The following is a 24,740-nucleotide window of genomic DNA, read 5'->3' as shown; positions in this document are numbered from 1 at the left end:
TTTACTCCCGCTTTAACCGATTGCTATTTGCCAGCCACAGCGTGACCACCAGAATTAAAATGGCGGCTGAATAATAAAGCGTATCGTAGGGATTTTTATGATCAACAATGATCAGGCGGATAATCGCCGTAATACCGATATAAATAAAATAGCGCAGCGGGAAGTGATACCCCGACTGGAAGTATTTCACGATAAGCGCAATAAACTCGAAATAAAGGAAGTAAATCACAATGCCTTCGATCAGCAAATAAGAGGAGGCCTCTTCGCCAGTGCTGAACAGCACGTTGGCCAAATGAATGGTTTCCTTACCCAAAAACACCACCAGGATTACCGCCAGAATCAGGAGACCCGTGTTGAGCACCCACTGTAATACCGAGGCGATCAGCTGCCCCGCGGTCGATTTTGTTGTCATTTTTAGCGCCTCTTTCACCGGGATTCTCTGGCGCTACTATGCTGTAACGTGATCTAAATCACAATATGCTACAGATCAATCTCCACGCTGAGCGCGTCGTAGCGCCAATATTCGCAGTCGCAGTCAATCACGCGCTGACGCCGATCGCGGTTGATGCGGGTAATCAGTAAGCCTGGCGTGCCGCTGGCGACGTTGAGCGTTGGCGCGACGTGGGACGGCAACGGCCCTGGCAGCAAGGTAAAGCGGGCGCTGCCGTAACGAATGCCGTAGCGCTGCTCATACAGTTCGGTGAGCGAACGGGTGAGATCCGCTTCCAGCAGGCCGGGAAAAAAGGCCGGATTGAGATAGTGCTCCACGTACAGCACCGCGCGACCATCAATGCGGCGCAAGCGTCGGATGCGATAAACCTCGTCGCCTTCGTTAAGCCGCAGATGACGCGCGATGTCGTCCTGAAGCGGTTGGCGCTGCGCGTCGATGACCTCGGTGCGCGCCTGCCGCCCCTGCGCGCTGGCCATGGCGTGGAAGTGGCTATGGTGCGCCGGGTTATACACCAGGCGCGGCGGCGCGACAAACCAGCCGCGGCGCAGCTCGCGAAAGATCACGCCCTGCGATTCCAGCAGGCCGAGCGCTTCGCGCAGCGTAATGCGCGTGGTGGCGTAGTGTTCACTCAGCGCCCGTTCCGCGGGCAGGCGGCCCTGCGCAAACTCGCCTTTTTCAATGCGGGCCTTCAGCGCTGCCGCCAGCACATCGGCCGTTTTCGTTAGCATGGTTCCGCCTCTTTGTGGAGCACAGCTGCACTATGACAGTTCGATGACACTTTTGTGACCTCCCACTCTCTCCCTCTACACCCCGCACAAATCTCGCGCTGCGCTGCATTTTGCTGCGTTTGTCATAAAACTTTCATCCGTCGGGGCTACATTGGCTCGGTTCTTGCTGGACTAGACCAAGACGCCCCACAACTTACACCCGGAGTCACCGAGATGAAAGCACTTATCGCCTCTGTAGTAGCCAGCGCCGTTCTGCTTGCGCTGCCCGCCGCGCATGCCGCCGACAGCGACCTGGCTGCGCTGGAAAAAGCCGCACGCGCGGAGGGTCAAATCAACAGCGTGGGCATGCCTGATACCTGGGCTAACTGGAAAGATACCTGGGACGCGATCACGCAAAAATATGGCCTGAAGCATAGCGACACCGACATGTCTTCCGCGCAGGAACTGGCGAAGTTTGCCGCAGAGAAGGAGAACGCCAGCGCTGACATCGGCGACGTAGGGGCCGCCTTCGGTCCGATTGCCGTCAGCAAAGGGGTGGCGCAGCCGTATAAACCCACCCATTGGGATCAGATTCCGGCGTGGGCCAAAGACAGCGATGGCAACTGGATGCTGGCTTACACCGGCACCATCGCGTTCCTGATCGATAAGCAGCAGGTCAAAGACGCGCCGCACAGCTGGGCCGATCTTAAAAAAGGTAAGTATGTGGTCACTATCGGTGATGTCGGCACTGCTGCTCAGGCGGCTAACGGCGTACTGGCCGCGAGCTACGCCTTGGGCGGTGATGAAAAGAACATTAAACCGGCGCTGGCCTTCTTTGGCGAGCTGGCGAAACAGGGACGATTAGGCGTGACCGATCCGGTGATCGCCAACATCGAAAAAGGTGAAATCCAGGTGGCGGTGGTATGGGATTTCAACGGCCTGAATTACCGCGACAAGATCGACAAAAATCGCTATGAAGTCGTGATCCCTTCCGATGGCTCGGTGACCTCCGGCTACACCACCATCATCAACAAGTACGCCAAACACCCCAATGCCGCCAAGCTGGCGCGCGAATATATCCTGTCGGATGAAGGCCAGATCAACCTGGCGAAAGGCTACGCCCGCCCGATTCGCGCCGAGCACTTAACCCTGCCGGCGGACGTGCAGGCCAAGCTGCTGCCGCAGTCTGAGTACCAACACGCCCGTCCTATCAAGGATCAGGCCGCCTGGGACAAGACATCAAAAATGCTGCCGCGCCTGTGGCAGGAGAACGTTGTTATCAATATGAAGCAGTAACCGCATCACGCGTCGTGCGGGCAGACGTGCTGCCCGCCCCGCTAACGGAAGGAGTAAGGGATGAAAACAATCCTGGTGGTACTGGATGGGCTGAGCAATCAGGTTGCGCAGCACGCCATGGGCTATCTGCTGGCCGAGTGCAAACAGGGTAATGGCCATTACTACACCTTGACCTGTGAATTACCTTCGCTGTCGCGCCCGCTGTATGAGTGTATTTTGACCGGTATTCCGCCGGTGCGCAGCGGTATTATCCACAACGGCGTGAGCCGCCTGAGCCATGAGCGCAGCGTTTTTCACTACGCGCGCGCCGCCGGGTTAACCACTGCCGCCGCCGCGTACCACTGGGTGAGTGAGCTGTATAACCGCACGCCCTTTGTGGCCGCGCGCGATCGTCATACGCTGGCGCCCGATCTGCCGATTCAATACGGCCATTTTTACTGGGATGACAGCTACCCGGACGCCCATCTTTTTGAGGACGCGGAAAGTTTGCGTTTGCGCCACGACCCCGACTTTTTGCTGATCCATCCCATGAACATTGACGATGCTGGCCACAAACACGGCTTGTCCTCCGCGCAGTATCGCAATCGCGCCCGCACGGCGGATGGCTGTCTGGCGCAGTGGATGCCAGGCTGGCTGGCGGCCGGTTATCAGGTGCTGGTGACTGCCGATCACGGCATGAACGACGACCGTTCGCACGGCGGTATGCTGCCAGAAGAGACCCAAGTGCCGCTGTTTGTGTTTGGTGCAGGTTTCTCTCTCCAGCCCGATCTGCAGCCGCAGCAAACCGAACTGTGCGGCTTGGTCTGTACGCTGCTGGGCGTGCCCCATGACAAACCGGTGTGCCGTGCCATGCTGGCGGAGCCGCAGGTATGAAAGCCAAAACCTGGGCGCTGCTGCTGCTGGTGCCGTTTACCCTGTGCTGGATCGCTTTTCAGCTCGCGCCGCTGCTGTGGATTGCCATTAACAGCTTCTGGAGCGACATGAACAGCCGCTGGGGCATTGATAACTACGTTGATATCCTTACGTCACCCTTTTATCGCCAGGCGTTTCGCCTGTCGCTGGATATCTCCATCTGGTCCAGCATTTACGGTTTGATCGTGGCGCTGATCGCGGGCTATTCGCTGTACAAACTGGGCAGCGGGCGCGTGCAGCGCTTTCTTCTTTCTTTCACCAACATGACCAGTAACTTTGCCGGCGTACCGCTGGCGTTTGCGTTTGTCATTTTATTAGGCATGAACGGCTGCCTGACGCTGCTGCTGCGCCATTACGGCGTACTGGACGGCTTCAAGCTGTTTTCGCGTGACGGCATGGTGCTGGTTTACACCTGGTTCCAGATCCCGCTGGGGATTTTACTGCTCTATCCCGCCTTCGATGGGCTGCGTCAAGAGTGGGAAGAGTCCGCCGCGCTGCTCGGCGCCAGCCGCTGGCGCTACTGGCGACACATCGCCCTGCCGATCCTGTCTCCGGCGTTGCTGGGCACCTTTGTGATCCTGCTGGCGAACGCGCTCGGGGCTTACGCCACCATCTATGCCCTGACCACCGGCAACTTCAACGTGGTGCCGGTGCGTATTGCAGCGCTGGTGTCGGGCGATATCTCGCTGGACCCGAATACCGGTGGCGCGCTGGCGATGCTGCTGGTGCTGATCATGGCGCTGATTACCCTGGTGCAGCAGTATCTGGTGCGGCGCAGCTACCTTAACATCACCACGCGGGAGTCGTGATATGTCGCGCGCTGAAAAACTCTACCACTACCTGATTGTGGGCCTGCTGCTGGCGACGTTGGCCGCGCCGCTACTCGCCACCTTGCTGTACGCGCTCTCCACCCAGTGGAGCGACACCATCCTGCCTCAGGGCGTCACGCTGGAGTGGTTCACCGCGCTGTGGCGCGACCCGCGCTTTCTCACCGCGCTCGGTCACTCGTTGCTGGTCTGCGCGGGCGCATTAGCGTTCTCGCTGGTGCTGGTGCTGCCTACCATGTTTGTAATCGCTTACTATTATCCGAAGCTCGACGCTGTAATGAATGTGCTGATTCTGATGCCGTTTGCCGTGCCGCCGGTGGTGTCGTCCGTGGGGCTGCTGCAGCTCTATTCGTCGTCCCCGCTGATGCTGACCGGCACGCCGTGGATCCTGATCGGCTGCTATTTCACCATCGCCCTGCCGTTTATCTATCGCGCCCTCGCCAACAACATGCAGGCGATTAATCTCAAAGAGCTGATGGATGCCGCGCACCTGCTCGGCGCCAATACCTGGCAGGCGGCGCTGCTCGTGATCTTACCCAATCTGCGCAGCGGGATGTTTATCGCCGTGCTGCTCTCCTTCTCTTTTCTGATAGGTGAGTTTGTGTTCGCTAACCTGCTCGTCGGCACCCGCTATGAAACGCTTCAGGTTTATCTGTTTAACATGCGCAACGGTAGCGGCCATTTTACCAGCGCGCTCGTCATCGCCTATTTTGCCGTGGTGCTGCTGGTGACCTGGCTGGCCAACGCCCTTAACCCGCAACGAGGTTGACCATGAGTTATTTAACTGTGACGCGGCTGAACAAAAGCTACGGCCCTACCGCCATCTTTGAAGATATCGATTTCCAGGCCGATGAAGGCGAGTTCGTAACGCTGCTGGGCCCGAGCGGCTGCGGTAAGTCGACGCTGCTGCGCTGCATCGCCGGTTTAACCGACGTCAACAGCGGCCGTATCGTGCTGCAGGGGCAAGATCTGGTGCCGCTGCCGCCGCAAAAGCGCCGGCTGGGCATGGTGTTTCAGAGCTACGCGCTGTTCCCCAATATGACGGTGGAGAAAAATGTCGCCTTTGGCCTGAAGATGCAAAAACTGCCCGCCGATGCGATTCATCAGCGGGTGCAGGAGGCGCTGACGCTGGTAGAACTGAACGAGTTCGCGCGCCGCTATCCGCACCAGCTGTCCGGTGGCCAGTGCCAGCGTGTGGCGCTGGCGCGCTCGCTAGTGACGCGCCCGCGTTTGCTGCTGCTGGATGAGCCGCTGTCGGCGCTGGATGCACGCATTCGCCGCCATCTGCGCGAGCAAATTCGCCATATCCAGCAGGAGCTGAAGCTGACCACGCTGTTTGTCACGCACGATCAGGAAGAGGCGCTGACCCTCTCCGATCGCATCGTGCTGATGAACCGCGGCAAAATCGTGCAGAACGGCGACGCGGAAGCCCTGTATACCCAACCGGCGGATCGCTTCGCCGCCGGCTTTATCGGCCACTACAATATTTTAAGTGCCGAGCAGGCCACCCAGCTCACCGGGCGGGCGTTTAGCGGTGAAGTGGCAATCCGCCCGGAGTCAATCCGCCTGTGCGCGCCCGAGGCGGGCATTCGCGCGACGCTGCTTGGCCACAGCCTGCTGGGCAACGTGATCCGTTATCGCGTGCGGGCCAACGGCGTGGTGCTCTCCGTGGATGTGCTGAACCGCAGCGCGGCCGATTTACTCCCGGACGGCAGTGAAATTGGTCTACAGTTAGAGATGTCGACGTTGCGCCAGGTTGCTTAAATCTAAGGAAAAATTAGCAACGCGACGCGGAGCATTTGTGCACCGGTTGCGCTCTTCGTCAGGCGTGCAGCCGCGTTATTGCCGCCTGACGAACGAGGAGCCTGCCCTATGCTAACTCTGCTTAATCTGCTCTCGGCCGTGGCGCTGCTGGTGTGGGGCACCCACATTGTGCGCACCGGCATTATGCGCGTGTTCGGTGCCGATCTGCGGCGCGTGCTGAGCCGCAGCGTCGAAAGAAAACCCATGGCGTTTCTGGCGGGCATCGGCGTGACCGCGCTGGTGCAGAGCAGTAACGCCACCACGCTGCTGGTGACCTCCTTTGTAGCGCAGAATCTGGTGAGCCTGACCCCCGCCTTGGTGGTGGTGCTGGGCGCCGACGTCGGTACCGCCATCATGGCGCGCATTCTTACCTTCGATCTCTCGTGGCTCTCGCCGCTGTTTATCTTTCTTGGCGTGGTGTTTTTTCTCAGCCGCAAGCAGACGCGCGCCGGACAGCTGGGCCGCACCGCCATTGGCCTCGGGCTGATTCTGCTGGCGCTGCAGCTGATTGTGGATGCCGCCAAGCCCATTACCCAGGCGGCGGGCGTGCAGGTGCTGTTCTCAACGCTCACCGGCGATGTGATGCTGGATGCGCTGATTGGCGCGGTGTTTGCCATTATCAGCTACTCCAGCCTGGCGGCGGTGCTGATCACCGCCACGCTGACTGCCGCTGGGGTGATCTCGTTCAAAGTGGCGCTCTGTCTGGTGATTGGCGCCAATCTCGGCAGCGGCCTGCTGGCGATGATCAATGCCAGTACCGCCAACGCTGCGGGCAAGCGCGTGGCGCTCGGCAGCCTGCTGTTCAAGCTGATCGGCAGCCTCGCGGTGCTGCCTTTTATCGATCACCTCGCGCTGTGGCTGGACAAAATGCCGGTCAACGACGAAGAGCTGGTGATCTTCTTCCACGTGTTCTACAACCTGCTGCGCTGCATCCTCATGGTGCCGTTTGCCGATGCAATGGCCCGCTTGTGCCGCCGCATGATTGACGACGACGCCGAGACCGACGCCACGCTCAAGCCCAAACACCTTGATCGCAGCGCGCTGGATACCCCGGCGCTGGCGCTGGCCAATGCCTCGCGCGAAACGTTGCGCATGGGTGACGTGGTGGAGCAGATGCTGGAATCCTTTAGCAAAGTGGTGCACGGCGAGCTGCGCGCGGAACGCACCGTGCGCCGGCTGGATGATGACGTTGACGTGCTCTACACCGCGATCAAACTCTATCTTGCCCGCATGCCCAAAGAGGATCTGGCGGATGAAGATTCTCAGCGCTGGGCAGAAGTGATTGAGATGGCGCTCAACCTTGAACAGGCAGGTGACATTATTGAGCGCATGTCGGTGGAGGTGGTGGATAAATCGCTGCACGCGCGCCGCGCCTTTTCCGCGGAGGGCATTGAAGAGTTGACCACGCTGCAGGCGAAACTGCTGGAGAATTTGCGCCTGAGTTTATCGGTGTTTCTGTCGCACGATGTCACCAGCGCCAAACGCCTGCGCCGCGCCAAGCACCGTTTTCGCATCCTGATACGCCGCTTTTCCCACACCCACGTTGAACGGCTGCACATGCAAAACGTGCAGAGCATTGAGACCAGCTCGCTGCATCTTGGTCTGCTGGGGGATTTAAAACGCCTGAACTCGCTGTTCTGCGCGGTAGCCTATACGGTACTGGATCAGCCGGAAGATGAGCGGGAAGAGGATTAACAGACAGGCCGCTCAACGGCGGCCTGTAGAGATTACGACAGCAGGCTAAAGGCGATCATGCCGACCACCGCGCCGGTGGTGCCCAGAATGGTCTCCATCAGCGTCCAGGTCTTCAACGTCTCCGCCTCGGTGGCGCCGGTAAAGCGGCCGAATAGCCAGAAGCCGGCGTCATTCACGTGGCTGATAATGATTGAGCCGCCGCCAATGCAAATTGACAGCGCTGCCAGCTGCGCGCCGCTGTAGTGCAAGGGTTCAATCACCGGCATCACCAGCCCTACAGTGGTTAAACAGGCCACGGTAGCCGACCCCTGAATCACGCGGATGGCGCCTGACAAAATAAAGCACGCCAGCGCCACCGGCATGCCTGCGCCGGTTAACGCATGGCCCAGCACCGGGCCGACGCCGGAATCCACCAGCACCTGCTTGAATACGCCGCCTGCGCCGATCACCAGCAGAATGATGCCCGCGGGCTGCAGCGCGCTGCCGCAAACCTGCATCACCTTCTCTTTATCCATGCCCTGGCGGTAGGCCAAACCGTAGATGGCCACCAGACACGCCAACAGAATGGCGGTAAATGGATGGCCGATAAACTCCAGCCATGCGTAAAGACGCGAGTCCGGCGCAGTGAAGCGCGCGCCAATGGTTTTCAGCCCCACCAGCAGCAGCGGGAACAGGATCAGCGACAAACTGACGCCAAATGACGGCAGTCTCGCCGCGTCTACGTCGGGCTGATGATCTTCCGGCGGCGCGCTAAAGGTCACATGGCGCGCAATCAGCTTGCCGAACAGCGGTCCGGCAATCAGCATGCCGGGGATAGCGGCGCACAGGCCCAGCAGGATCATCCAGCCAAAATCCGCGTGCATCTGCGACGCCAGCAGCATCGGCGCGGGCCCCGGCAGCAGGAACGCCGCTGCGGCGGCCACGCCAGCAAACAGCGGGATCACCAGTTTTACCAGGTTGTCGTGGGTGCGGCGCGCCACGGCGAAGGCGATGCTGATCAACAGCACCACCGCCACCTCGAAAAACAGCGGCAGCGCGCAGATCAAACCGGCAATCCCCATGGCATAGTGCGCGCGGCTCTCGCCAAACACCTTAAGCATGCGGATCGCGATTTGGTCCACCGCGCCGGTTTCATGAAGAATCTTGCCGAACATGGCGCCCAGCGCCACCACAATCGCGAGAAAGCCAAGCGTGCCGCCCATGCCCTTTTGCATGGTGTCGGCGATTTTATCCAGCGGCATGCCCGAAAACAGACCGGCGCCAATCGACACCAACATCAGGGCGACAAAGGCGTGCATGCGCGCTTTCATCACCAAAAACAGCAGCAGCAGGACCGAGCCTGCTGCCGTTAACACCAGCGTTGCGGTACTCATTACTGACCCTTGTTGATGGCTTCCTTAATGGTCGCAACCGTGGCCGCAACAACGTCATCCAGCGTGTGATCGATATTCACCGCCAGCACATCCGGCTCATCCGCGCCGGGCTCTTCCAGGGTAGCAAACTGCGTCACCAGCATTTGCGGCTTGAAGAAATGGCCTTTACGCGCCTTTAGACGCGCTTCGATGGTGTCGAACTCGCCTTTCAAGTAGATGAATTTCAGGTTGTGATTGCCTGCGCGCAGGATGTCGCGGTAGGACTTTTTCAGCGCGGAGCAAACAATGATAGAGATGGCCTGCGTGCGCTGCATGGCAAACGCTGCATCATTCAGCGCCTGCAGCCACGGCTGACGATCCTGGTCGTCCAGCGGATGGCCTTCCGCCATTTTCATGATGTTGCTGCGCGGATGCAGGAAATCGCCATCCAGAAAGGCGGTGTTGAGCTGATGAGAAACCTGGTTAGCGACGGCAGATTTTCCGCTGCCGGAAACGCCCATCAGGATAAAAACGTGGTGCGAAGGTGATGGCGTGGTCATGGTTATGCACTCCGGCAGCGTAGCCTGCCAATGTTACCGATAACAAATTAAGAAGCCATTGTCGGAGGCCGTCTGAACCCTGACAACCTTTGACCGCCTGAAAAGCACAGAAGTGTGAGCTGATTCAAAAAAATGCCTGAATCAGATACTGCCCCCTTCGTCGATTTCAAACCCCACATCCAACGGCTGCTGCACGCTGCGATCGCCGCCAATGCGCCCCAGCAGTAGCCCTGCGGCTTCCCGGCCCATGGCTTCACGGGGCGTCAGTACCGTGGCAAGCCGCGGCGTGACCACTTGAGTAATATCATGGCCGTGAAAACCGGCGATCGCCATCTGCTCGGGTACGCGCAAGCCCTGACGCTGGCACTCAAACATCGCGCCCACCGCCAGATCATCGTTGGTACAAAACAGGCTGTCGGTGTCGGGATAGCGCCGCTGCGCTTCGCGCAGCAGCATCGCCCCGGCGCTGAACGACGAGGCTTCTTCCATCATGACGCTGTGCGCAGTCAGTCCGGCCTCGCGCATGGCGATTTCGTAGCCCTGCTGCTTTTGTAGCGTGCGTTCGTCGAGGCGTGCACCGAGGTAGACGGTGTGGCGGTGCCCTTTTTGCAGGATGGTGTGCGTCATCTGCCGCGCCGCCTCAACGTTATCAAACCCCACGGCCATATCGAGGGAGGGCGTGACGCAGTCCATGATCTCAATCACCGGAATACCTGCCACCTCGAGCATGCGCAGGGTGCCTGGCGTGTGCGTACGCTCAGAGAGGATCACGCCGTCAATATTCCAGCCCAGCAGCGAGCGCAGCTGGCGCTCCTCTTTTTCAGCGTTGTAGCCATAGTGCGCCACCAGCGTCTGATAGCCCGCGTCGTCGGTGACGTTTTCAATGCCGCGCAGCACGTCGGCAAACACCTGATTGGTAAGGGAGGGCAGCAACACGCCAATGGCGCGACTGGTGGCGTTGGAGAGCATGTCAGGCGCGCGATTGGGGATATAACCGAGCTCATCCAGCGCCACGGCAATCTTTTCGCGCAGCGCGCTGGAGACCTGATCGGGGTTACGCAGGTAGCGGCTGACGGTCATTTTTGTGATGCCGACACGATCGGCAACGTCCTGTAATACCGGTCTTTTCTTCTTCATCGTATGCGCCTGAAATCGGGAATACGCTGAGTCTACCATTTTTGCGCCCAGCGGGATCGTCCCCCGTCTGCGCTCTTATCCGCCGTCGCAGCGGCAAAAAAAAAGCCAGCACCCAAGCTGGCTTAAATAATACTGGAAGCAATGTGAGCAATGTCGTGCTTACCCGTGAGGCCGAGGCCTGTTGAGCTCGCATGACAATAATAATCATTATCATTCTCGTCTGTAAACATTTTTCTTCGCTTTTTTTTCATTGACGTCTCGACCAAACTCCTTAATGTTAATAGGGATTTCACTCAACTATTCAAGGAGTTGTCCGATGAGCCCGATCGCGATTCGTCACGCCGTTCCCGAAGATGCTGCCGCTTTAATGTACTTGTACAGCCAGCCGGAAACCCAGGCGAATACGCTTCATCTCCCGCATATGTCCCCGGCGCTATGGCAGGAAAAGCTGGCCAATATCGGACCTGGCGTGCAGATGCTGGTGGCGGAGCGTGACGGGAAGATCGTTGGGCAGCTGACGCTGGAAGTGCAGTCCCGTGCGCGACGGCGCCACGTGGCCGCGTTCGGCATGGGGGTCGACCCCGCTTTCCACCGCGGCGGTGTGGGATCAGCGCTGATGGCGGCGCTGGTGGATCTCTGCGATAACTGGCTGCAGGTAACGCGCATTGAATTAACCGTGTTTAGCGATAACCTCGCCGCAGTGAAGCTGTATCAGAAGTTTGGTTTTGTGATTGAGGGCACCGCCGCGCGCTTTGCCGTGCGCGATGGGGCGATGGTTGATGCGCACTATATGGCGCGCATCAAGCCGCAGTAGCCTTCCTGCGCCGCGCCAGCCTTCTTACGCTGACGCGGCGCGCGCATTAATAACCGGCGCTCAGGTCGTCCACAGAACGCGGATCGGAAGCGCCGTAGCGCATGCCGTCTGGCCCGATCATAATGCTTTGCGTGCTGCCCATTGCGGGCATCACTTTGACGTGCTGGCCTTTGCTCTCCAGCAGGCGCAGCGTATCCGGGCTAAAGCCTTTCTCGACGCGCAGCTGATCCGGCAGCCACTGATGGTGGAAGCGCGGTGCATTGGTGGCTTCTGCCACGTTCATACCGAAATCAATGCTGTTCACCACCATTTGCAGCACAGTGGTAATAATACGGCTGCCGCCTGGGCTGCCGGTCACCAGCCAGGTTTTCCCGTCTTTCGCCACAATGGTCGGCGACATCGACGAGAGCGGACGCTTGGCGGGCTGCACCGCGTTGGCTTCGCCACCCACTAAACCATAGACGTTAGGCGTACCGGGCTTGGCGGAAAAATCATCCATCTCGTTATTCATTAAAATACCGCTCTGGCCGGCCACGATGCCGCTGCCGAAATAGGTATTCAGCGTGTAGGTGACCGCCACCGCATTACCGTCTTTATCCACCACCGAGAAGTGCGTGGTTTGATTGCTTTCGTAGGGTTCCAGCTTGCCCGGTTTGATCTCACTGGATGGACGCGCTTTATTCACGTCAATCTGCTGCGCCAGGGTTTTCGCATAGGCTTTGCTGGTGAGCGCCTGCTGCGGCACCTTGACGAAGTCGGGATCGCCAAGGTACTCAGAGCGGTCGGCGTAAGCGTATTTTTCCGCTTCCGCCATCACCTGCATCGCGTCGGCGCTGCCGAAGCCCCATTTCGCCAGATCAAAGTTTTCCAGAATATTCAGGATCTGCACGATATGAATGCCCCCCGACGACGGCGGTGGCATTGAGAAGACTTCATAGCCGCGATAGGTGCCGCTCACTGGCTTGCGCTCGACCGCGCGGTAGGCGGCGAGATCCGCTTTGCCAATCAGTCCGCCGTGCTGCGCCATCTCACCGGCGATCTCATCGGCAATCTTGCCTTTGTAGAAGGCGTCCGGTCCCTCACGGGCAATCAATTGCAGGCTGTGCGCCAGATTTTTCTGCACCAAACGATCGCCCTTGGCATACGGCTTTCCGTCTGCCTTATAGAAAATGGCGCGGCTGTTATCATGGTTGATCAGGTTCTCTTTGCCATAGGTGGCGAGATCGTCCGCCAGCGCGTCGTTGACGACAATGCCGTCGCGCGCCAGTTTAATGGCGGGGGCCAGCAGCTTACTCAGCGGCAGCGTGCCGTACTTTTGCGCGGCCAGCGCAAAACCGGCCACGGTGCCCGGCGTGCCCGAGGCCAGATGTGAGGTCAGCGACAGTTTGCTGTCAGCGTTGCCCTGTTTATCAAGGAACATGTCGCGCGTGGCGCGCGCGGGAGCCATTTCACGGAAATCAATCGCCGTGGTGCGTCCGGACGCGGTGCGCAGCAGCATAAAGCCGCCGCCGCCCAGGTTACCCGCCTGCGGATGCGTCACCGCCAGCGCAAACCCTACCGCGATGGCCGCGTCAACCGCGTTCCCGCCCTGACGAAGAATATCGACGCCCACCTGGGTGGCCATCGCATCCACCGACGCCACCATGCCGTGCCTGGCTTTCACCGGATGGAAGGTGTCGCTGTCGACGCCGTACGAAATTGGCGGTGCGCTGGCGGGTGCCGCGGCGGCGCCTTGTATCACCGTAAAACTCATCAGAAGCGCCCAGCCAAGCTGACGCATGTTGCCCTGTTTCTTCATCCTGCCCCATCCTTTTCACTTATTTAAATTTGTAATTGCGTGATGCAAGTGTTTGCTATTGCGCCAAAAAGCCTAACACTAAGCCAAATTCAGCGCACTCCTGGATAAGGGGTTTGTGATATCGCATAAACTTATGACAGCAGCCCGTCACGCGCGGCGCGTATGGCGAACACACAGCAGGCTGCCTGAACGGAGGATAATCATGAAAAAATGGCTGATTGTGATTGCCGCCCTGCTGCCGCTGAGCAGCATGGCGAATATGTTGACCAACACGAACGAGCCCTATAAACCGGGCTACAACCCAAGCCAACAGCGGATGCAAACCCAGATGCAGGGCCAGCAGCTTCAGCAACAGCAGAAGCTGCGACAGGACCAGCAGCAGCAGAATCAGGAGATGCAGCGCAAGCTGCAGGAGCGCCGAGACAGCGCCCAACAGCGCGTGATCACCAACCAACCGGGTCAGCCGAACGCGACGTCCAACAGCAGTAACTAACGGAAGTCAGGTCCTATCTGATCGATGCGATCGGTGCAGATCGCGTCCACGCCCCATGACAGCAGCTCGCGCGCTCGCGCGGGCTGATTCACGGTATACACCAGAATACGCAGCCCGGCGGCTTTGATCGCCGCCGTGCGCGCCGCATCCAACAATTTGTGGTTCAGATGCAGCGAGACGCAGCCCAGCGCGTGCGTGAGCGCCTGCCAGTCCGCGTGCCACTCATCCAGCAGTAAACCGCGCGGCAGTTCGGGCGCAGCGTCTTTGGCCGCGTCCAGTGCGCTGTAGGAGAACGATGAGAGCAGCGGTGCTGGCTGGTCTTGCCACAGCGCACGTGCAGCCAGCGCCACCGCACGGCCCGTTTCAACGTCCATGCCGGTGGTGGGTTTGATCTCGATGTTAGCCATCATGCGATGTTGACGGCAGCGTGCCGCCACGTCGCTGAGCAGTGCCAGCGGTTCGCCGTCAAAGTCGCCGCCAAACCAGCTGCCCGCGTCCAGCTGCGACAGCTTGTCCCACGGCTGTTCACCCGCCACGCCCCAACCGTTGCTGGTGCGATCCAACGTGTCGTCGTGCAGCAAAAAGATCTGCTGATCCTGCGAGAGTTTGGCGTCAAACTCGATCATGGTGTGGCCGTACCTGGCCCCCACGTCGATCGCCGCCAGGGTATTTTCCGGTGCCAGTTTCCCGCCGCCGCGATGCGCGACGATGTGCGGGTAAGGCCAAGAGGATTCGCTCATTCCAGACGTTTTCCATTGGTAGAATCGAAGAAGTGTAACGCATCTGTCGGCAGATGTAGCCACAAGGTGCTGCCCGCCTGCGGACGCTCGCTGTGCGGCAGACGCACCACCAGCCGCGCGGCGCCGAGGCGGCCGTGCGCAAGATTATCGGCGCCAAGCATCTCCAGCGTGTCCACAATCAGCGGCACCCCGCCTTCCTCCCGGCCGACGAGCCGGATGTGTTCGGGACGGATGCCCAGCGTCAGGGGGCGGTTGGCCCATTTCGCCTTGATCTCCCCCAGCGGCAGGCTGTGCGGCGCATCCAGGGTAAAGTGGGTGCCGTGGCTGTTGATCTGCCCGCTCAGCAGATTCATCGCCGGCGCGCCAATAAATGAGGCCACGAACAGACTCGCGGGCCGTTCGTACACGTCCACCGGCGTGCCCACCTGCTCCACCACGCCTTTGTTCATCACCATCACGCGCTGCGCCAGCGTCATCGCTTCAACCTGATCGTGCGTGACGTATAAGCTGGTGGTTTTCAGGCGGCGGTGCAGCTGCTGTAGCTCCAGACGCATCTGGACGCGCAGGCGGGCATCCAGGTTCGACAGCGGCTCATCAAACAGAAATACCGCAGGCTCACGCACGATGGCGCGCCCCATTGCCACGCGCTGGCGCTGTCCGCCGGAAAGCTCTCGGGGACGGCGGCTGAGCAAGTGATCGAGTTCGAGGCTGCGGGCGGTCTCCAGCACGCGCTGCGCAATCTGCGCCTTGCCCATGCCGCGAATTTTCAGGCCGTAGGCCATGTTCTCTTCGACGGTCATGTGCGGATAGAGCGCGTAGTTCTGGAAGACCATCGCGATGCCGCGATCTTTCGGTTCCAGCTCGGTGACGCGCTGTTTATCAATGTAGATATCGCCAGAGCTGACGCGCTCCAGGCCCGCCACCATGCGCAGCAGCGTGGATTTCCCGCAGCCGGAGGGCCCCACCATCACCATAAATTCCCCGTCGTTAATGGTGATGTTCAGCGGTTGAATAATCGTATTTTTACCGTCGTAAGACTTGGTTACGGTTTGCAGGGTTACAGCTGCCATTTATTTGTCACTCTCCACCAGACCGCGCACAAAGGCGCGCTGCATTACAAGCACCACCACAACCGGTGGAATTAGCGTGAGTAAGGTGGCGGCCATCACCGCATTCCACTGCGTGGGACCACCGCTGGTATTAATCATGCTTTTTATACCTGCCACCGCCGTGCTCAGGCCGGCATCGTTGATGATCAGCAGCGGCCAGAGATACTGGTTCCAGCCGTAGATAAAGGTGATCACAAACAGCGCGGCAAGATTGGTTTTGGACAGCGGCAACACGATGTCCCAGAAAAACCGCATTGGGCTGGCGCCATCAATGCGCGCTGCTTCAATGAGCTCGTCGGGCAGCGACATAAAGAATTGGCGGAACAGAAACGTCGCGGTCGCGGAGGCCATCAGCGGCAGCGTTAAACCGCTATAGCTGTCGAGCATGTGCAGCGTAGAGATCACATCGACCGTCGGGAAAATACGCACTTCGACGGGCAGCATCAGCGTGATGAAAATCAACCAAAAGAACAGTCCGCGCAGTGGAAAGCGGAACCACACCAGCGCGAACGCCGACAGCATGGAAACGGTGATTTTGCCGACCGTAATGCCCAACGCCATGATCAAACTGTTAAGCAGCATGGTGCCGAACGCGGCGCTGCCGTTCACGCCCTGCGTCCAGATGTGGACGATGTTTTCCAACAGGTGACTGCCCGGCACCAGCGTCATCGGCACCTGATACACCGCGTCGTTATCCAGCGTTGCCGCGACAAACGCCACATAGAGCGGGAACACAATGGTTAACACGCCGAGCACCAGCAAGGTGTGGCTGAAAATATCCAGCCCGCGTCGATTTTCAATCATTGGTATTGCACCTTACGTTCGACAAAGCGGAATTGCAGGATAGTCAGGCCGATCACCAGCACCATGAGTACAACAGACTGCGCCGCCGATGAGGAGAGATCCAGGCCGGTGAATCCTTCACGGTAGATTTTGTAGATAAGCGTAGTGGTGGCCTGCACCGGGCCGCCGCCGGTGGCGGCATCAATCACCGGGAAGGTGTCAAAGAAGGCGTACACCAGATTCACCACCAGCAAGAAAAAGCTCACCGGGGTAATCAGCGGCAGCGACAAATTAAAAAAGCGGCGCACCGGCCCGGCGCCGTCGATAGCGGCGGCTTCGGTCAGCGATTTGGGGATGGATTGCAGCGCCGCGAAGAAAAACAGAAAGTTGTAGCTCATTTGCTGCCAGATGGACGCCAGCACGATCAGGAACATCGCTTGCCCGCTGTTTTGCGCATAGTTCCAGTTATAGCCCAGCTGATTGAGCAGGTGGCTGAACAGTCCCAGCCCCGGATTAAACAAGAACATCCACAGCACCGCCGCCACCACCGGTGCCACCGCGTACGGCAGCAGCAGCAGCGTCTGATAGAACTTCTTCAGGCGCAGCACGTAATCCACCAGCGCCGCCAGCAGCAGCGAGAACGTCATGCCGCACACGGTCACCAGCGCGCTGAACGTGAGCGTGGTCCAAAAGGAATCAAGGTAATAAGGATCGCTAAACAGGCGACGGAAGTTTTCCAGCCCGACAAACGTACTGGAAATGCCAAAGGGATCGATGCTCTGCAGCGAGTACCACAGCGCTTCCCCCGCGGGCCATAAAAAGAAGATTGCCGTGATGATCAGCTGAGGTGCCAGCAGCAAATACGGTAATAGCCGGCCACGGAACACCGGACGAGAAGATGAAGGCATAGCGAACTCACGCTGAAAGCGGGAGCGACGCAGCGCCGCTCCCGGTGGATCGGATTTATTTCACCTGCTGGGCAAAGCGGCGCAGCAGGTCGTTGCCGCGTTTGACCGCATCGTCCAGGGCTGCTTGAGGCGTCTGCTTACCGGTCCAGACCGCTTCCAGCTCTTCATCAATCACCGTGCGGATCTGCGGCATGTTACCGAGGCGCATGCCTTTGGTGTACGGCAGCGGATCTTTGTTGAGCATCTGCCGGGTGGCAATATCCGCGCCCGGGTTCTTCTCATAGAAGCCCTGCTGCTTGGTCAGCTCATACGCGGCGGTGGTGATCGGCAGGTAGCCGGTTTTCTGATGCCACTCGGCAGCGATCTCCGGCTGGGCGAGGAATTTCATAAACTCGGCGGCGCCTTTGTAGGTGGCCGCATCTTTGCCCTTCATCACCCACAGGCTGGCGCCCCCAATCAGGGCGTTCTGCGGCGCGTTGGGCACGGTGTCGTCATACGGCATCATGCCCACGCCAAAGTTGAATTTGGCGTAGTGTTTGATATCGGCCAGCGAGCCTGACGAGGCGGTAGTGATGCCGCAGTCGCCGTTATAGAACTTGGCAGTGGACTCATCTTTACGTCCAAAATAGGTGAAATCCCCTTTCTTGTTCATCGCTTCCAGCATGGCGATATGGCGTACCTGCACCGGTTTGTTGAACTCCAGCTCCGCGTCGGTGCCGTCAAAACCGTTGTTTTTGGTCGCCACCGGTAGGCCGTGCCAGGCGCTGAAGTTTTCAATCTGGATCCAGCCCTGCCAGCCGCTGGCGTAGCCGCAGCTCATGCCTGCCTTGCGCAGTGCTGCGGCATCGTTGGCCAGCTCCTGCCAGGTTTTGGGCGGCTGATCGGGGTTAAGGCCGGCTTTCTTAAACGCGTCTTTGTTGTAGTAGAGCACCGGGGTGGAGCTGTTGAACGGCTGGGAAATCAGCTGGCCGTTGCTGTCGCTGTAGTATCCGGCCACGGCGGGCACAAACTGCTTCGGATCCATTGGGATACCGGCGTTTTTAAACACCTCGTGCACCGGCACAATCGCCTTTGAAGCCATCATGGTCGCGGTGCCCACTTCGTAAACCTGCAGCAGCGCAGGCGCTTTGCCATTGCGCACGGCGGCGATGCCGGCAGCCAGGCTTTGCTCGTAATTGCCTTTGTAAGTGGGAACAATTTTGTAATCGGGATGCGTCTGATTAAAACGCTGTGCCAGAGAGTCAACTTCTTTGCCTAATTCCCCTTCCATGGAGTGCCAGAAAGGAATGTCGGTCGCAGCCAGCGCGTTACCGCTGAGTGCCAGACCCAGCAATACACTCATCAAACGGGGACGAAGCGTTGAAGCGGTCATAAAGTTTTCCTGTGCTTTTAGGTACGCGCGATATCACGCATTTTTTGTTCGCGGAGTAACATGACACGGGAAGATGATAGAAAAATAACCGAAATATGACAGAGATGTGACACACAGAAACGGCGCAGCCAGGCGGCAAAACGTTAACGTTGCGCACATTTTTAAGGAAAAAAGCGGGCAGGAAGAGGCGATCCGACCGGGTGTCGGATCGCCTGAGGATCAGGCACCCAGATAGGCGCTGCGTACTGCTTCGTTAGACAGCAGCGCCGCGCCGCTGTCTTCCAGCACCACGTGACCGTTTTCCAGGACGTATCCGCGATCGGCCAACTTCAGCGCCTGGTTGGCGTTCTGCTCTACGAGGAAGATCGTCATGCCCGCCTGACGCAGCTGTTCGATAGTGTCGAAAATCTGCTGAATAATGATCGGTGCCAGCCCCAGCGACGGTTCATCCAGCAGCAGCAGGCGCGGCTGGCTCATCAGTGCACGACCGATCGCCAACATCTGCTGCTCACCGCCAGACATGGTGCCGGCGCGTTGAATTTTACGCTCGGCCAAGCGCGGGAACAGCTGATACACCCGCTCAATACGCTCATGATACTGCGCGCGCGTGGCGAAGAAACCGCCCATCGCCAGGTTCTCTTCCACCGTCATGCGAGAAAACACGCGGCGCCCTTCCGGCACGATGGCTATCGCCTCGCGCATGATCTTCGCTGTTTGCCAGTCGGTAATGGTTTTGCCATCAAACACAACGGTACCGCTGGTGGCGCGCGGTTCACCGCACAGCGTGCCGAGCAGCGTGGTTTTACCCGCGCCGTTGGCGCCGATCAGCGTGACAATTTCGCCCTGGTTGATATGCAAATTGATGTTGTGCAGCGCCTGAATCGGGCCGTAATGGGCGTTGACACCCTGCAAGGTTAAAATCGGGTTTGCCATGTTACGCCTCACCTAAATATGCACGGATCACATCCGGATTGTTACGCACCTCTTCCGGTGTCCCGTTTGCCAGCGGCGTGCCCTGATTCACCACATAGATGCGGTCAGAAATGCCCATCACCAGCTTCATGTCATGTTCAATCAGCAACACCGACACCTTGTGCTCGCCGCGCAGCTCGGCAATCAGCGCGTCCAGCTCATGCGTTTCGCGCGGGTTAAGCCCGGCGGCGGGTTCGTCGAGCATCAGGATCTCTGGCTGCGTCACCATGCAGCGGGCAATCTCCAGACGACGCTGCTGACCATAGGCCAAATTGCCCGCCTGACGATTCGCCAGCGCCAGCAGTCCAATGCGTTCCAGCCACGTGGCGGCGCGATCCAGCGCTTCACTCTCGCCGCGACGAAAAGCGGGCGTTTTGAACAGCCCGGAAAACACGCCGCTTTTCAGGTGCTGGTGCTGCGCCACCAGCAGGTTTTCAATCACCGTCATTTCCCGGAACAGGCGCACGTGTTGAAACGTGCGCACAATGCCCATGCGTGCAATTTTTTGCCCCGGCAGCCCTTGCAGCTGACGGTCACGCAGCGTAATGGTGCCGCCGGTGGGTTTATAAAAACCGGTGAGGCAGTTGAAGACCGTGGTTTTACCGGCACCGTTAGGGCCGATCAGCGAAACAATTTCCTGCGGATGCAGCGCCAGGGATACGTTGTTCACGGCCAACAGGCCGCCGAAGCGCATCATCAGGCCTTCAACGGCTAATAAAGGCTGACTCATGCCTGCTCTCCTTGTTTACGGCTTTTCAACTTCAGATGCGGACGCTTCATTGGCAACAGGCCCTGTGGACGCCAAATCATCATCAACACCATTAATCCTCCCAACACCAGCATGCTGTACTCGTTAAGGTCACGCATCAGCTCGCGTGAAACCACCAGCAAAATCGCCGCGAGGATCACCGCCAGCTGCGAACCCATGCCGCCCAGCACCACAATCGCCAGCACAAATGCCGACTCCACAAAGGTGAACGATTCGGGGCTGACAAAGCCCTGACGCGCGGCAAACAGCGTACCGGCGAAACCGGCAAACACGGCGCTGATGGTGAAGGCCGTCAATTTGATGCGCGTAGGGCTGAGGCCCAGCGAGCGGCAGGCAATTTCATCCTCACGTAGCGCTTCCCACGCCCGACCCAGCGGCATACGCAGCAGGCGGTTGATCACAAACAGCGTCAATCCCACCAGCAGCAGCGCCACCAGATAGAGGAAGATCACGCGATCGTTGGGGTCATATTTCAGGCCAAAGAAATCGTGGAAGGTGCTCCAGCCGCCTTCGCTCACGCGACGGCCAAACTCCAGGCCGAACAGGCTGGGTTTGGGGATCTGCGCGATGCCGTTAGGCCCGCCGGTGATCGCCGTGTTATTGAGCAGCAGGATACGCACGATTTCGCCGAAGCCCAGCGTGACAATTGCCAGATAGTCGCCGCGCAGGCGCAGCACCGGAAAACCGAGCATCAGGCCAAACGCGCCGGCCACCAATCCGGCCAGCGGCAGGCTTTCCCAAAAGCCGAAACCGTAGTAGTGATTGAGCAAGGCAAAGGTGTAAGCGCCGATGGCGTAAAAGCCGCCGTAACCCAGCACCAGCAGGCCAGAGAGCCCAACCACCACGTTCAGACCTAGCCCGAGCATCACGTAGATCAGCGTCAGCGTGGCGATATCGACGCTGCCGCGCGACACGAAGAACGGCCACGCGATCGCCACCGCCAGCACCGCCGCCATCAGCCACTTCTGCTTCGCGGTAGAACCGTCAAAGCTTGGCAGCACCATACCTTTACCGCTGCGGGCAAACTTGCCGTGCAACAGCGGACGCAACAGTTGGAAAAGAAATACCACGCCGCAGCCGACGAAGATCCAGTTCCAGCGTACCTCGCCTGCGTTCGCGACCACTAATTGTGTGCCGTTTAAGTCGAGGCGCATCCCCATGAAGAAGGTGGCGAGCACCAGCAGCATCACCGTTGAGACAACGGCGTTAACCAGTCCGAGGCGTTTCATACTTTCTCCACCTCCGGGCGGCCCAGAATGCCCGTAGGCATCACCAGCAACACCACAATCAGCAGCGCAAACGACACCACATCTTTATATTCGGTCGACAAATAGGCCGACGTGAGCGCTTCGGCAATCCCCAGCACCAGGCCGCCTATCATCGCGCCCGGAATGCTGCCGATGCCGCCTAACACGGCAGCGGTAAATGCCTTCATCCCAGCCATAAAGCCAATGAACGGGTTAATGGAGCCGTAGAACTGGCCCAGCAGGACGCCCGCCACCGCCGCCATAGCTGCGCCGATCACGAACGTCAGTGAAATCACGCGGTCAGTGTTGATACCGAGCAGGCTCGCCATTTTCAAATCTTCCGCGCAGGCGCGGCAGGCGCGCCCCATGCGCGAGTAGCGAATGAACAGCGTCAGCGCCAGCATGGCCAGGAAGGTCACGACCCAAATCACCAGCTGCATGGTGGAGAGCGTGGTGGCGAAGCCGTTGCTTTCCCCGAGCGTCCACTGGCCGGTAATCAAACTGGGCAGCGCCAGGTCCCGCGAGCCCTGCGTCAGACTGACGTAGTTTTGCAGGAAGATCGACATGCCGATGGCGGAAATCAGCGCGATCAAGCGCTTAGAGGAGCGTACCGGCTTGTAGGCCACGCGCTCAATGCTCCAGCCGTAGGCGCTGGAGATGATCACCGCCATCACGAATCCGGCGGCGATCATCAGCCAGGTGCTGTCGATGCCCATCATCATCAGGGCGGCAATCACAATGAAAGAGACGTAGCTACCGATCATGTACACCTCGCCGTGCGCGAAGTTGATCATGCCGATAATGCCGTAAACCATGGTATAGCCAATGGCGATCAGCGCATAGGTGCTCCCGAGAGTAACCCCGTTGAACATCTGCTGAGTGAAATAGAGAAACTGCTCGGACATAACAATTACCTTAAAAACGCCCGCGATGGGCTGACGCGCGCGGCGTGAATCCGATCGGGGTGGATAAAGGGCGGCCCTGCGGCCGCCCCGTCGTTCGTACTGAAGGGTGACGCTTAAGCGGGATTACTTCACGGCAGTGGAAGAACCGTCTTTGTGCCATTTGAAGACGCCAAACTCGAAGCCTTTCAGATCGCCTTTCTGATCCCAGCTCAGGTCGCCCATCACTGTGGGTACCGGGGCACCGGTTTTCAGGTCTTTGGCAATGGCATCAGGCTCGTCGCTTTTGCTGCGCTCAATACCGGCCACCAGCGACTGAATCGCAGCGTAAGTGGTCCAGACAAACGGTCCGGTCGGATCTTTGCGGTTAGACGCAGTGTTGGCTTTGATCGCCTCGACAATGCTTTTGTTCTCTGGCAGCTGGTCGTAGCGCTTCGGCAGCGTCACGTACAGCCCTTCAGATGCATCACCGGCAATGTTAGACAGTGAGGCGTTGCCCACACCTTCCGGCCCCATAAAACCGGCTTTCAGGCCAGCTGATTTTGCCTGGCGCAGAATTTGTCCCAGCTCTGGGTAGTAGCCGCCGTAATAGACAAAGTCGACGTTCTCTTTCTTCAGGCGCGCAATCAGGGTGGAGAAATCTTTATCGCCGGCGGTGATCCCTTCGAACAGCACCACGTTGCCGCCTTTGGCTTTCAGGGTTTTCTGCACGGATTCCGCCAGCCCTTGACCGTACTGCTGCTTGTCATGCACCACCGCGATGCGCTTCGGTTTGATTTCGCTCAAAATGTAATTGGCGGCGGTCGGGCCCTGGTCGGAGTCGAGACCGGTGGTGCGCATCACGTCAGCGTAACCGCGCGCGGTCAGCTCAGGTGCCGTGGCGGCCGGGGTAATCATCAGAATCCCTTCATCGTTGTAAATATCCGATGCAGGCTGGGTAGAAGAAGAGCAAAGGTGGCCAATGACGTATTTGATGCCATCGTTAACCACTTTGTTGGCCACGGCCACGGCTTGTTTGGGGTCGCAGGCATCGTCGTATTCCACGCCAACCAGTTTGTCACCGTTGACGCCGCCTTTGGCATTGATGTCCTTGATGGCCTGCGCGGCACCGGTAAATTGCATGTCGCCATATTGCGCAACCGGACCGGTTGCCGCGCCAACGATAGCAATTTTAATGTCTTTGGCCAGTGCCGCGTGGCTTAGGGCCAGCGCCACGCAACCCGCCAGTAAAGCGCGTCCTTTACTCATTTTCATGCGTACTTCCCCATCTGTTGTGTCGTGTGTCTGTTGTGATTGGCTATTTTTCTGCCAGTGAAAAGGAAAACTGATTCCATAAGAAGGAGTTAGCGCTTTTTCTGGCATTATTAGTGAATAAGGCTTTATTTTTCAGGTTATTAAACAGGAACTTTCTTCTTTAAATCAACTGACATATTCAGTAATGAGCGGGTTATACAGCAGAATCATCTGGTTTTTATGGCCATGTTTTCGCCAGCTTGCCAGCGGCTTATGCTACCTTTTTCGACAAATACCGCAGGCTTACTCCACAATCCTGGCAAACCGGCTGCCATTTGACCTCTTTTTATCGCAAAAAAGTGACAGCACACTGACCGTCTAAATTCGCTACACTGATGCCTTTCTGGCAGTACAGGTAAAGGGTATGAAGCTCACGATTCAGCGGCTCACCGCGCTGACCACGCAGGACAGAACGGATTTAGCCAAAATCTGGCCGCAGTGCGATCTTGCACAGCTAGAAGCGGAACTCAGCGAGACGCAGCGCCTGTATGCTGCGCGGTTCAACGATCGTCTGTTGGCGGCCCTGCGGCTCACCCTGAGCGGCACCTTGGGCAAGATCACGCATCTTGAAGTGCGTGACGTGACTCGGCGCCGCGGCGTGGGACACTATTTGCTGGAAGAGACGCTCGCGCAGAACGGTGGACAGACGAGCTGGTGGATCGCTGACGACGGCAACGCCGATCAGCGCGTGCGCGCCGCGTTTATGCAGGCATGCGGCTTTCGGGCGCAAAGCGACGGCTGGGTGCGCTAACCACACGCGACTGGCGCGCAGGCATAAAAAAAGCGACCCGCAGGTCGCT

The 24,740-nt window shown here is 58.7% G+C and carries 25 protein-coding genes; 9 read left to right on the top strand and 16 right to left on the bottom strand.

Annotation, left to right across the window (positions count from 1 at the left end; translation table 11 throughout):
- Position 1 precedes the first annotated feature (1 nt).
- Both psiE and LU196_RS09100 read right to left on the bottom strand, forming a co-directional pair.
- Positions 2-412, bottom strand: coding sequence for a phosphate-starvation-inducible protein PsiE (gene psiE, locus LU196_RS09105; protein WP_232758978.1), 411 nt, complete (start codon positions 410-412; stop codon positions 2-4).
- Between the two features lie 68 nt (positions 413-480).
- On the bottom strand, positions 481-1,179 hold the full coding sequence (locus LU196_RS09100; protein ID WP_232758977.1) for a UTRA domain-containing protein: 699 nt from the start codon (positions 1,177-1,179) through the stop codon (positions 481-483).
- A 213-nt stretch (positions 1,180-1,392) separates the two neighbouring features.
- Between LU196_RS09100 and LU196_RS09095 the strand changes: the two genes are divergently transcribed.
- From LU196_RS09095 to LU196_RS09070, 6 genes are all read left to right on the top strand, one after another.
- The gene (locus tag LU196_RS09095; protein ID WP_232758976.1) at positions 1,393-2,454 is read left to right on the top strand and encodes an ABC transporter substrate-binding protein; all 1,062 of its coding nucleotides are present in this window, start codon (positions 1,393-1,395) and stop codon (positions 2,452-2,454) included.
- Between the two features lie 60 nt (positions 2,455-2,514).
- The gene (locus LU196_RS09090; RefSeq protein WP_232758975.1) at positions 2,515-3,327 is read left to right on the top strand and encodes an alkaline phosphatase family protein; all 813 of its coding nucleotides are present in this window, start codon (positions 2,515-2,517) and stop codon (positions 3,325-3,327) included.
- Positions 3,324-4,175: an ABC transporter permease subunit gene (locus LU196_RS09085; RefSeq protein ID WP_232758974.1), complete on the top strand. Its 852-nt coding sequence runs from the start codon at positions 3,324-3,326 to the stop codon at positions 4,173-4,175. Before LU196_RS09090 ends, LU196_RS09085 begins: the two co-directional genes overlap by 4 nt.
- Position 4,176: 1 nt before the next feature.
- Complete coding sequence (locus LU196_RS09080) at positions 4,177-4,962, top strand: ABC transporter permease (RefSeq protein WP_232758973.1); 786 nt, start codon at positions 4,177-4,179, stop codon at positions 4,960-4,962.
- Between the two features lie 2 nt (positions 4,963-4,964).
- Positions 4,965-5,957, top strand: coding sequence for an ABC transporter ATP-binding protein (locus LU196_RS09075; RefSeq protein WP_232758972.1), 993 nt, complete (start codon positions 4,965-4,967; stop codon positions 5,955-5,957).
- Positions 5,958-6,065: 108 nt separating this feature from the next.
- The gene (locus LU196_RS09070) at positions 6,066-7,691 is read left to right on the top strand and encodes a Na/Pi cotransporter family protein (RefSeq protein ID WP_232758971.1); all 1,626 of its coding nucleotides are present in this window, start codon (positions 6,066-6,068) and stop codon (positions 7,689-7,691) included.
- Between the two features lie 32 nt (positions 7,692-7,723).
- Here LU196_RS09070 and gntU read toward each other — a convergent pair whose 3' ends face one another.
- From gntU to gntR, 3 genes are all read right to left on the bottom strand, one after another.
- Positions 7,724-9,064: a gluconate transporter gene (gene gntU / locus LU196_RS09065; protein ID WP_232758970.1), complete on the bottom strand. Its 1,341-nt coding sequence runs from the start codon at positions 9,062-9,064 to the stop codon at positions 7,724-7,726.
- Positions 9,064-9,603 (bottom strand): gluconokinase, encoded by a 540-nt coding sequence (gene gntK / locus LU196_RS09060; RefSeq protein ID WP_232758969.1) that lies wholly within the window; start codon positions 9,601-9,603, stop codon positions 9,064-9,066. Before gntK ends, gntU begins: the two co-directional genes overlap by 1 nt.
- A gap of 141 nt (positions 9,604-9,744) precedes the next feature.
- Positions 9,745-10,740: a gluconate operon transcriptional repressor GntR gene (gntR, locus tag LU196_RS09055; RefSeq protein ID WP_232758968.1), complete on the bottom strand. Its 996-nt coding sequence runs from the start codon at positions 10,738-10,740 to the stop codon at positions 9,745-9,747.
- Positions 10,741-11,056: 316 nt separating this feature from the next.
- Between gntR and LU196_RS09050 the strand changes: the two genes are divergently transcribed.
- Complete coding sequence (locus tag LU196_RS09050; protein WP_232758967.1) at positions 11,057-11,554, top strand: GNAT family N-acetyltransferase; 498 nt, start codon at positions 11,057-11,059, stop codon at positions 11,552-11,554.
- Between the two features lie 46 nt (positions 11,555-11,600).
- On the opposite strand, the gene ggt is transcribed toward LU196_RS09050, so the two are convergent.
- Positions 11,601-13,352: a gamma-glutamyltransferase gene (ggt, locus tag LU196_RS09045; protein WP_232758966.1), complete on the bottom strand. Its 1,752-nt coding sequence runs from the start codon at positions 13,350-13,352 to the stop codon at positions 11,601-11,603.
- A 202-nt stretch (positions 13,353-13,554) separates the two neighbouring features.
- On the opposite strand from ggt, the gene LU196_RS09040 reads away from it, so the two are divergent.
- Complete coding sequence (locus tag LU196_RS09040; RefSeq protein WP_232758965.1) at positions 13,555-13,845, top strand: DUF2756 domain-containing protein; 291 nt, start codon at positions 13,555-13,557, stop codon at positions 13,843-13,845.
- On the opposite strand, the gene ugpQ is transcribed toward LU196_RS09040, so the two are convergent.
- The 10 genes from ugpQ to LU196_RS08990 all read right to left on the bottom strand — a co-directional run bounded on the left by ugpQ (position 13,842) and on the right by LU196_RS08990 (position 23,901).
- Positions 13,842-14,585, bottom strand: a complete 744-nt coding sequence (ugpQ, locus tag LU196_RS09035; protein WP_232758964.1) for a glycerophosphodiester phosphodiesterase — start codon at positions 14,583-14,585, stop codon at positions 13,842-13,844. The two genes, LU196_RS09040 and ugpQ, sit on opposite strands and share 4 nt — an antisense overlap.
- On the bottom strand, positions 14,582-15,655 hold the full coding sequence (locus tag LU196_RS09030; RefSeq protein ID WP_232758963.1) for a sn-glycerol-3-phosphate import ATP-binding protein UgpC: 1,074 nt from the start codon (positions 15,653-15,655) through the stop codon (positions 14,582-14,584). The genes ugpQ and LU196_RS09030 overlap by 4 nt, the downstream gene beginning before the upstream one ends.
- A complete protein-coding gene (gene ugpE / locus LU196_RS09025) occupies positions 15,656-16,498 on the bottom strand; it encodes a sn-glycerol-3-phosphate ABC transporter permease UgpE (protein ID WP_232758962.1) in 843 nt (280 codons plus the stop codon).
- Positions 16,495-17,385: a sn-glycerol-3-phosphate ABC transporter permease UgpA gene (gene ugpA / locus LU196_RS09020; protein ID WP_232758961.1), complete on the bottom strand. Its 891-nt coding sequence runs from the start codon at positions 17,383-17,385 to the stop codon at positions 16,495-16,497. Before ugpA ends, ugpE begins: the two co-directional genes overlap by 4 nt.
- Before the next feature lie 55 nt (positions 17,386-17,440).
- The gene (gene ugpB, locus LU196_RS09015) at positions 17,441-18,757 is read right to left on the bottom strand and encodes a sn-glycerol-3-phosphate ABC transporter substrate-binding protein UgpB (RefSeq protein WP_232758960.1); all 1,317 of its coding nucleotides are present in this window, start codon (positions 18,755-18,757) and stop codon (positions 17,441-17,443) included.
- Positions 18,758-18,976: 219 nt separating this feature from the next.
- Positions 18,977-19,690 carry a high-affinity branched-chain amino acid ABC transporter ATP-binding protein LivF gene (livF, locus tag LU196_RS09010; RefSeq protein ID WP_232758959.1) on the bottom strand — a complete coding sequence of 238 codons (714 nt, stop codon included), beginning with the start codon at positions 19,688-19,690 and terminating at the stop codon, positions 18,977-18,979.
- A gap of 1 nt (position 19,691) precedes the next feature.
- A complete protein-coding gene (livG, locus tag LU196_RS09005) occupies positions 19,692-20,459 on the bottom strand; it encodes a high-affinity branched-chain amino acid ABC transporter ATP-binding protein LivG (protein WP_232758958.1) in 768 nt (255 codons plus the stop codon).
- Complete coding sequence (locus LU196_RS09000; protein WP_232758957.1) at positions 20,456-21,727, bottom strand: high-affinity branched-chain amino acid ABC transporter permease LivM; 1,272 nt, start codon at positions 21,725-21,727, stop codon at positions 20,456-20,458. Before LU196_RS09000 ends, livG begins: the two co-directional genes overlap by 4 nt.
- On the bottom strand, positions 21,724-22,650 hold the full coding sequence (livH, locus tag LU196_RS08995) for a high-affinity branched-chain amino acid ABC transporter permease LivH (RefSeq protein ID WP_232758956.1): 927 nt from the start codon (positions 22,648-22,650) through the stop codon (positions 21,724-21,726). Before livH ends, LU196_RS09000 begins: the two co-directional genes overlap by 4 nt.
- Positions 22,651-22,773: 123 nt before the next feature.
- Positions 22,774-23,901 carry a branched-chain amino acid ABC transporter substrate-binding protein gene (locus tag LU196_RS08990; RefSeq protein WP_232758955.1) on the bottom strand — a complete coding sequence of 376 codons (1,128 nt, stop codon included), beginning with the start codon at positions 23,899-23,901 and terminating at the stop codon, positions 22,774-22,776.
- A 403-nt stretch (positions 23,902-24,304) separates the two neighbouring features.
- Between LU196_RS08990 and panM the strand changes: the two genes are divergently transcribed.
- Positions 24,305-24,691: an aspartate 1-decarboxylase autocleavage activator PanM gene (panM, locus tag LU196_RS08985; protein ID WP_232758954.1), complete on the top strand. Its 387-nt coding sequence runs from the start codon at positions 24,305-24,307 to the stop codon at positions 24,689-24,691.
- The last annotated feature ends 49 nt before the right edge of the window (positions 24,692-24,740 follow it).

It is taken from the genome of Pantoea sp. Mb-10, assembly GCF_021272205.1.
Classification (GTDB): Bacteria; Pseudomonadota; Gammaproteobacteria; order Enterobacterales; family Enterobacteriaceae; genus Pantoea.
Note: the sequence above shows the minus strand (reverse complement) of the source record. Positions and strands in the feature narration are given on the sequence as shown.

Excerpts from the sequence above, each read along its gene's own strand:
- psiE (WP_232758978.1), bottom strand. The coding sequence starts at position 412 with ATGACAACAAAATCGACCGCGGGGCAGCTGATCGCCTCGGTATTACAG.
- LU196_RS09100 (WP_232758977.1), bottom strand. The coding sequence starts at position 1,179 with ATGCTAACGAAAACGGCCGATGTGCTGGCGGCAGCGCTGAAGGCCCGC.
- LU196_RS09095 (WP_232758976.1), top strand. The coding sequence starts at position 1,393 with ATGAAAGCACTTATCGCCTCTGTAGTAGCCAGCGCCGTTCTGCTTGCG.
- LU196_RS09090 (WP_232758975.1), top strand. The coding sequence starts at position 2,515 with ATGAAAACAATCCTGGTGGTACTGGATGGGCTGAGCAATCAGGTTGCG.
- LU196_RS09085 (WP_232758974.1), top strand. The coding sequence starts at position 3,324 with ATGAAAGCCAAAACCTGGGCGCTGCTGCTGCTGGTGCCGTTTACCCTG.
- LU196_RS09080 (WP_232758973.1), top strand. The coding sequence starts at position 4,177 with ATGTCGCGCGCTGAAAAACTCTACCACTACCTGATTGTGGGCCTGCTG.
- LU196_RS09075 (WP_232758972.1), top strand. The coding sequence starts at position 4,965 with ATGAGTTATTTAACTGTGACGCGGCTGAACAAAAGCTACGGCCCTACC.
- LU196_RS09070 (WP_232758971.1), top strand. The coding sequence starts at position 6,066 with ATGCTAACTCTGCTTAATCTGCTCTCGGCCGTGGCGCTGCTGGTGTGG.
- gntU (WP_232758970.1), bottom strand. The coding sequence starts at position 9,064 with ATGAGTACCGCAACGCTGGTGTTAACGGCAGCAGGCTCGGTCCTGCTG.
- gntK (WP_232758969.1), bottom strand. The coding sequence starts at position 9,603 with ATGACCACGCCATCACCTTCGCACCACGTTTTTATCCTGATGGGCGTT.
- gntR (WP_232758968.1), bottom strand. The coding sequence starts at position 10,740 with ATGAAGAAGAAAAGACCGGTATTACAGGACGTTGCCGATCGTGTCGGC.
- LU196_RS09050 (WP_232758967.1), top strand. The coding sequence starts at position 11,057 with ATGAGCCCGATCGCGATTCGTCACGCCGTTCCCGAAGATGCTGCCGCT.
- ggt (WP_232758966.1), bottom strand. The coding sequence starts at position 13,352 with ATGAAGAAACAGGGCAACATGCGTCAGCTTGGCTGGGCGCTTCTGATG.
- LU196_RS09040 (WP_232758965.1), top strand. The coding sequence starts at position 13,555 with ATGAAAAAATGGCTGATTGTGATTGCCGCCCTGCTGCCGCTGAGCAGC.
- ugpQ (WP_232758964.1), bottom strand. The coding sequence starts at position 14,585 with ATGAGCGAATCCTCTTGGCCTTACCCGCACATCGTCGCGCATCGCGGC.
- LU196_RS09030 (WP_232758963.1), bottom strand. The coding sequence starts at position 15,655 with ATGGCAGCTGTAACCCTGCAAACCGTAACCAAGTCTTACGACGGTAAA.
- ugpE (WP_232758962.1), bottom strand. The coding sequence starts at position 16,498 with ATGATTGAAAATCGACGCGGGCTGGATATTTTCAGCCACACCTTGCTG.
- ugpA (WP_232758961.1), bottom strand. The coding sequence starts at position 17,385 with ATGCCTTCATCTTCTCGTCCGGTGTTCCGTGGCCGGCTATTACCGTAT.
- ugpB (WP_232758960.1), bottom strand. The coding sequence starts at position 18,757 with ATGACCGCTTCAACGCTTCGTCCCCGTTTGATGAGTGTATTGCTGGGT.
- livF (WP_232758959.1), bottom strand. The coding sequence starts at position 19,690 with ATGGCAAACCCGATTTTAACCTTGCAGGGTGTCAACGCCCATTACGGC.
- livG (WP_232758958.1), bottom strand. The coding sequence starts at position 20,459 with ATGAGTCAGCCTTTATTAGCCGTTGAAGGCCTGATGATGCGCTTCGGC.
- LU196_RS09000 (WP_232758957.1), bottom strand. The coding sequence starts at position 21,727 with ATGAAACGCCTCGGACTGGTTAACGCCGTTGTCTCAACGGTGATGCTG.
- livH (WP_232758956.1), bottom strand. The coding sequence starts at position 22,650 with ATGTCCGAGCAGTTTCTCTATTTCACTCAGCAGATGTTCAACGGGGTT.
- LU196_RS08990 (WP_232758955.1), bottom strand. The coding sequence starts at position 23,901 with ATGAAAATGAGTAAAGGACGCGCTTTACTGGCGGGTTGCGTGGCGCTG.
- panM (WP_232758954.1), top strand. The coding sequence starts at position 24,305 with ATGAAGCTCACGATTCAGCGGCTCACCGCGCTGACCACGCAGGACAGA.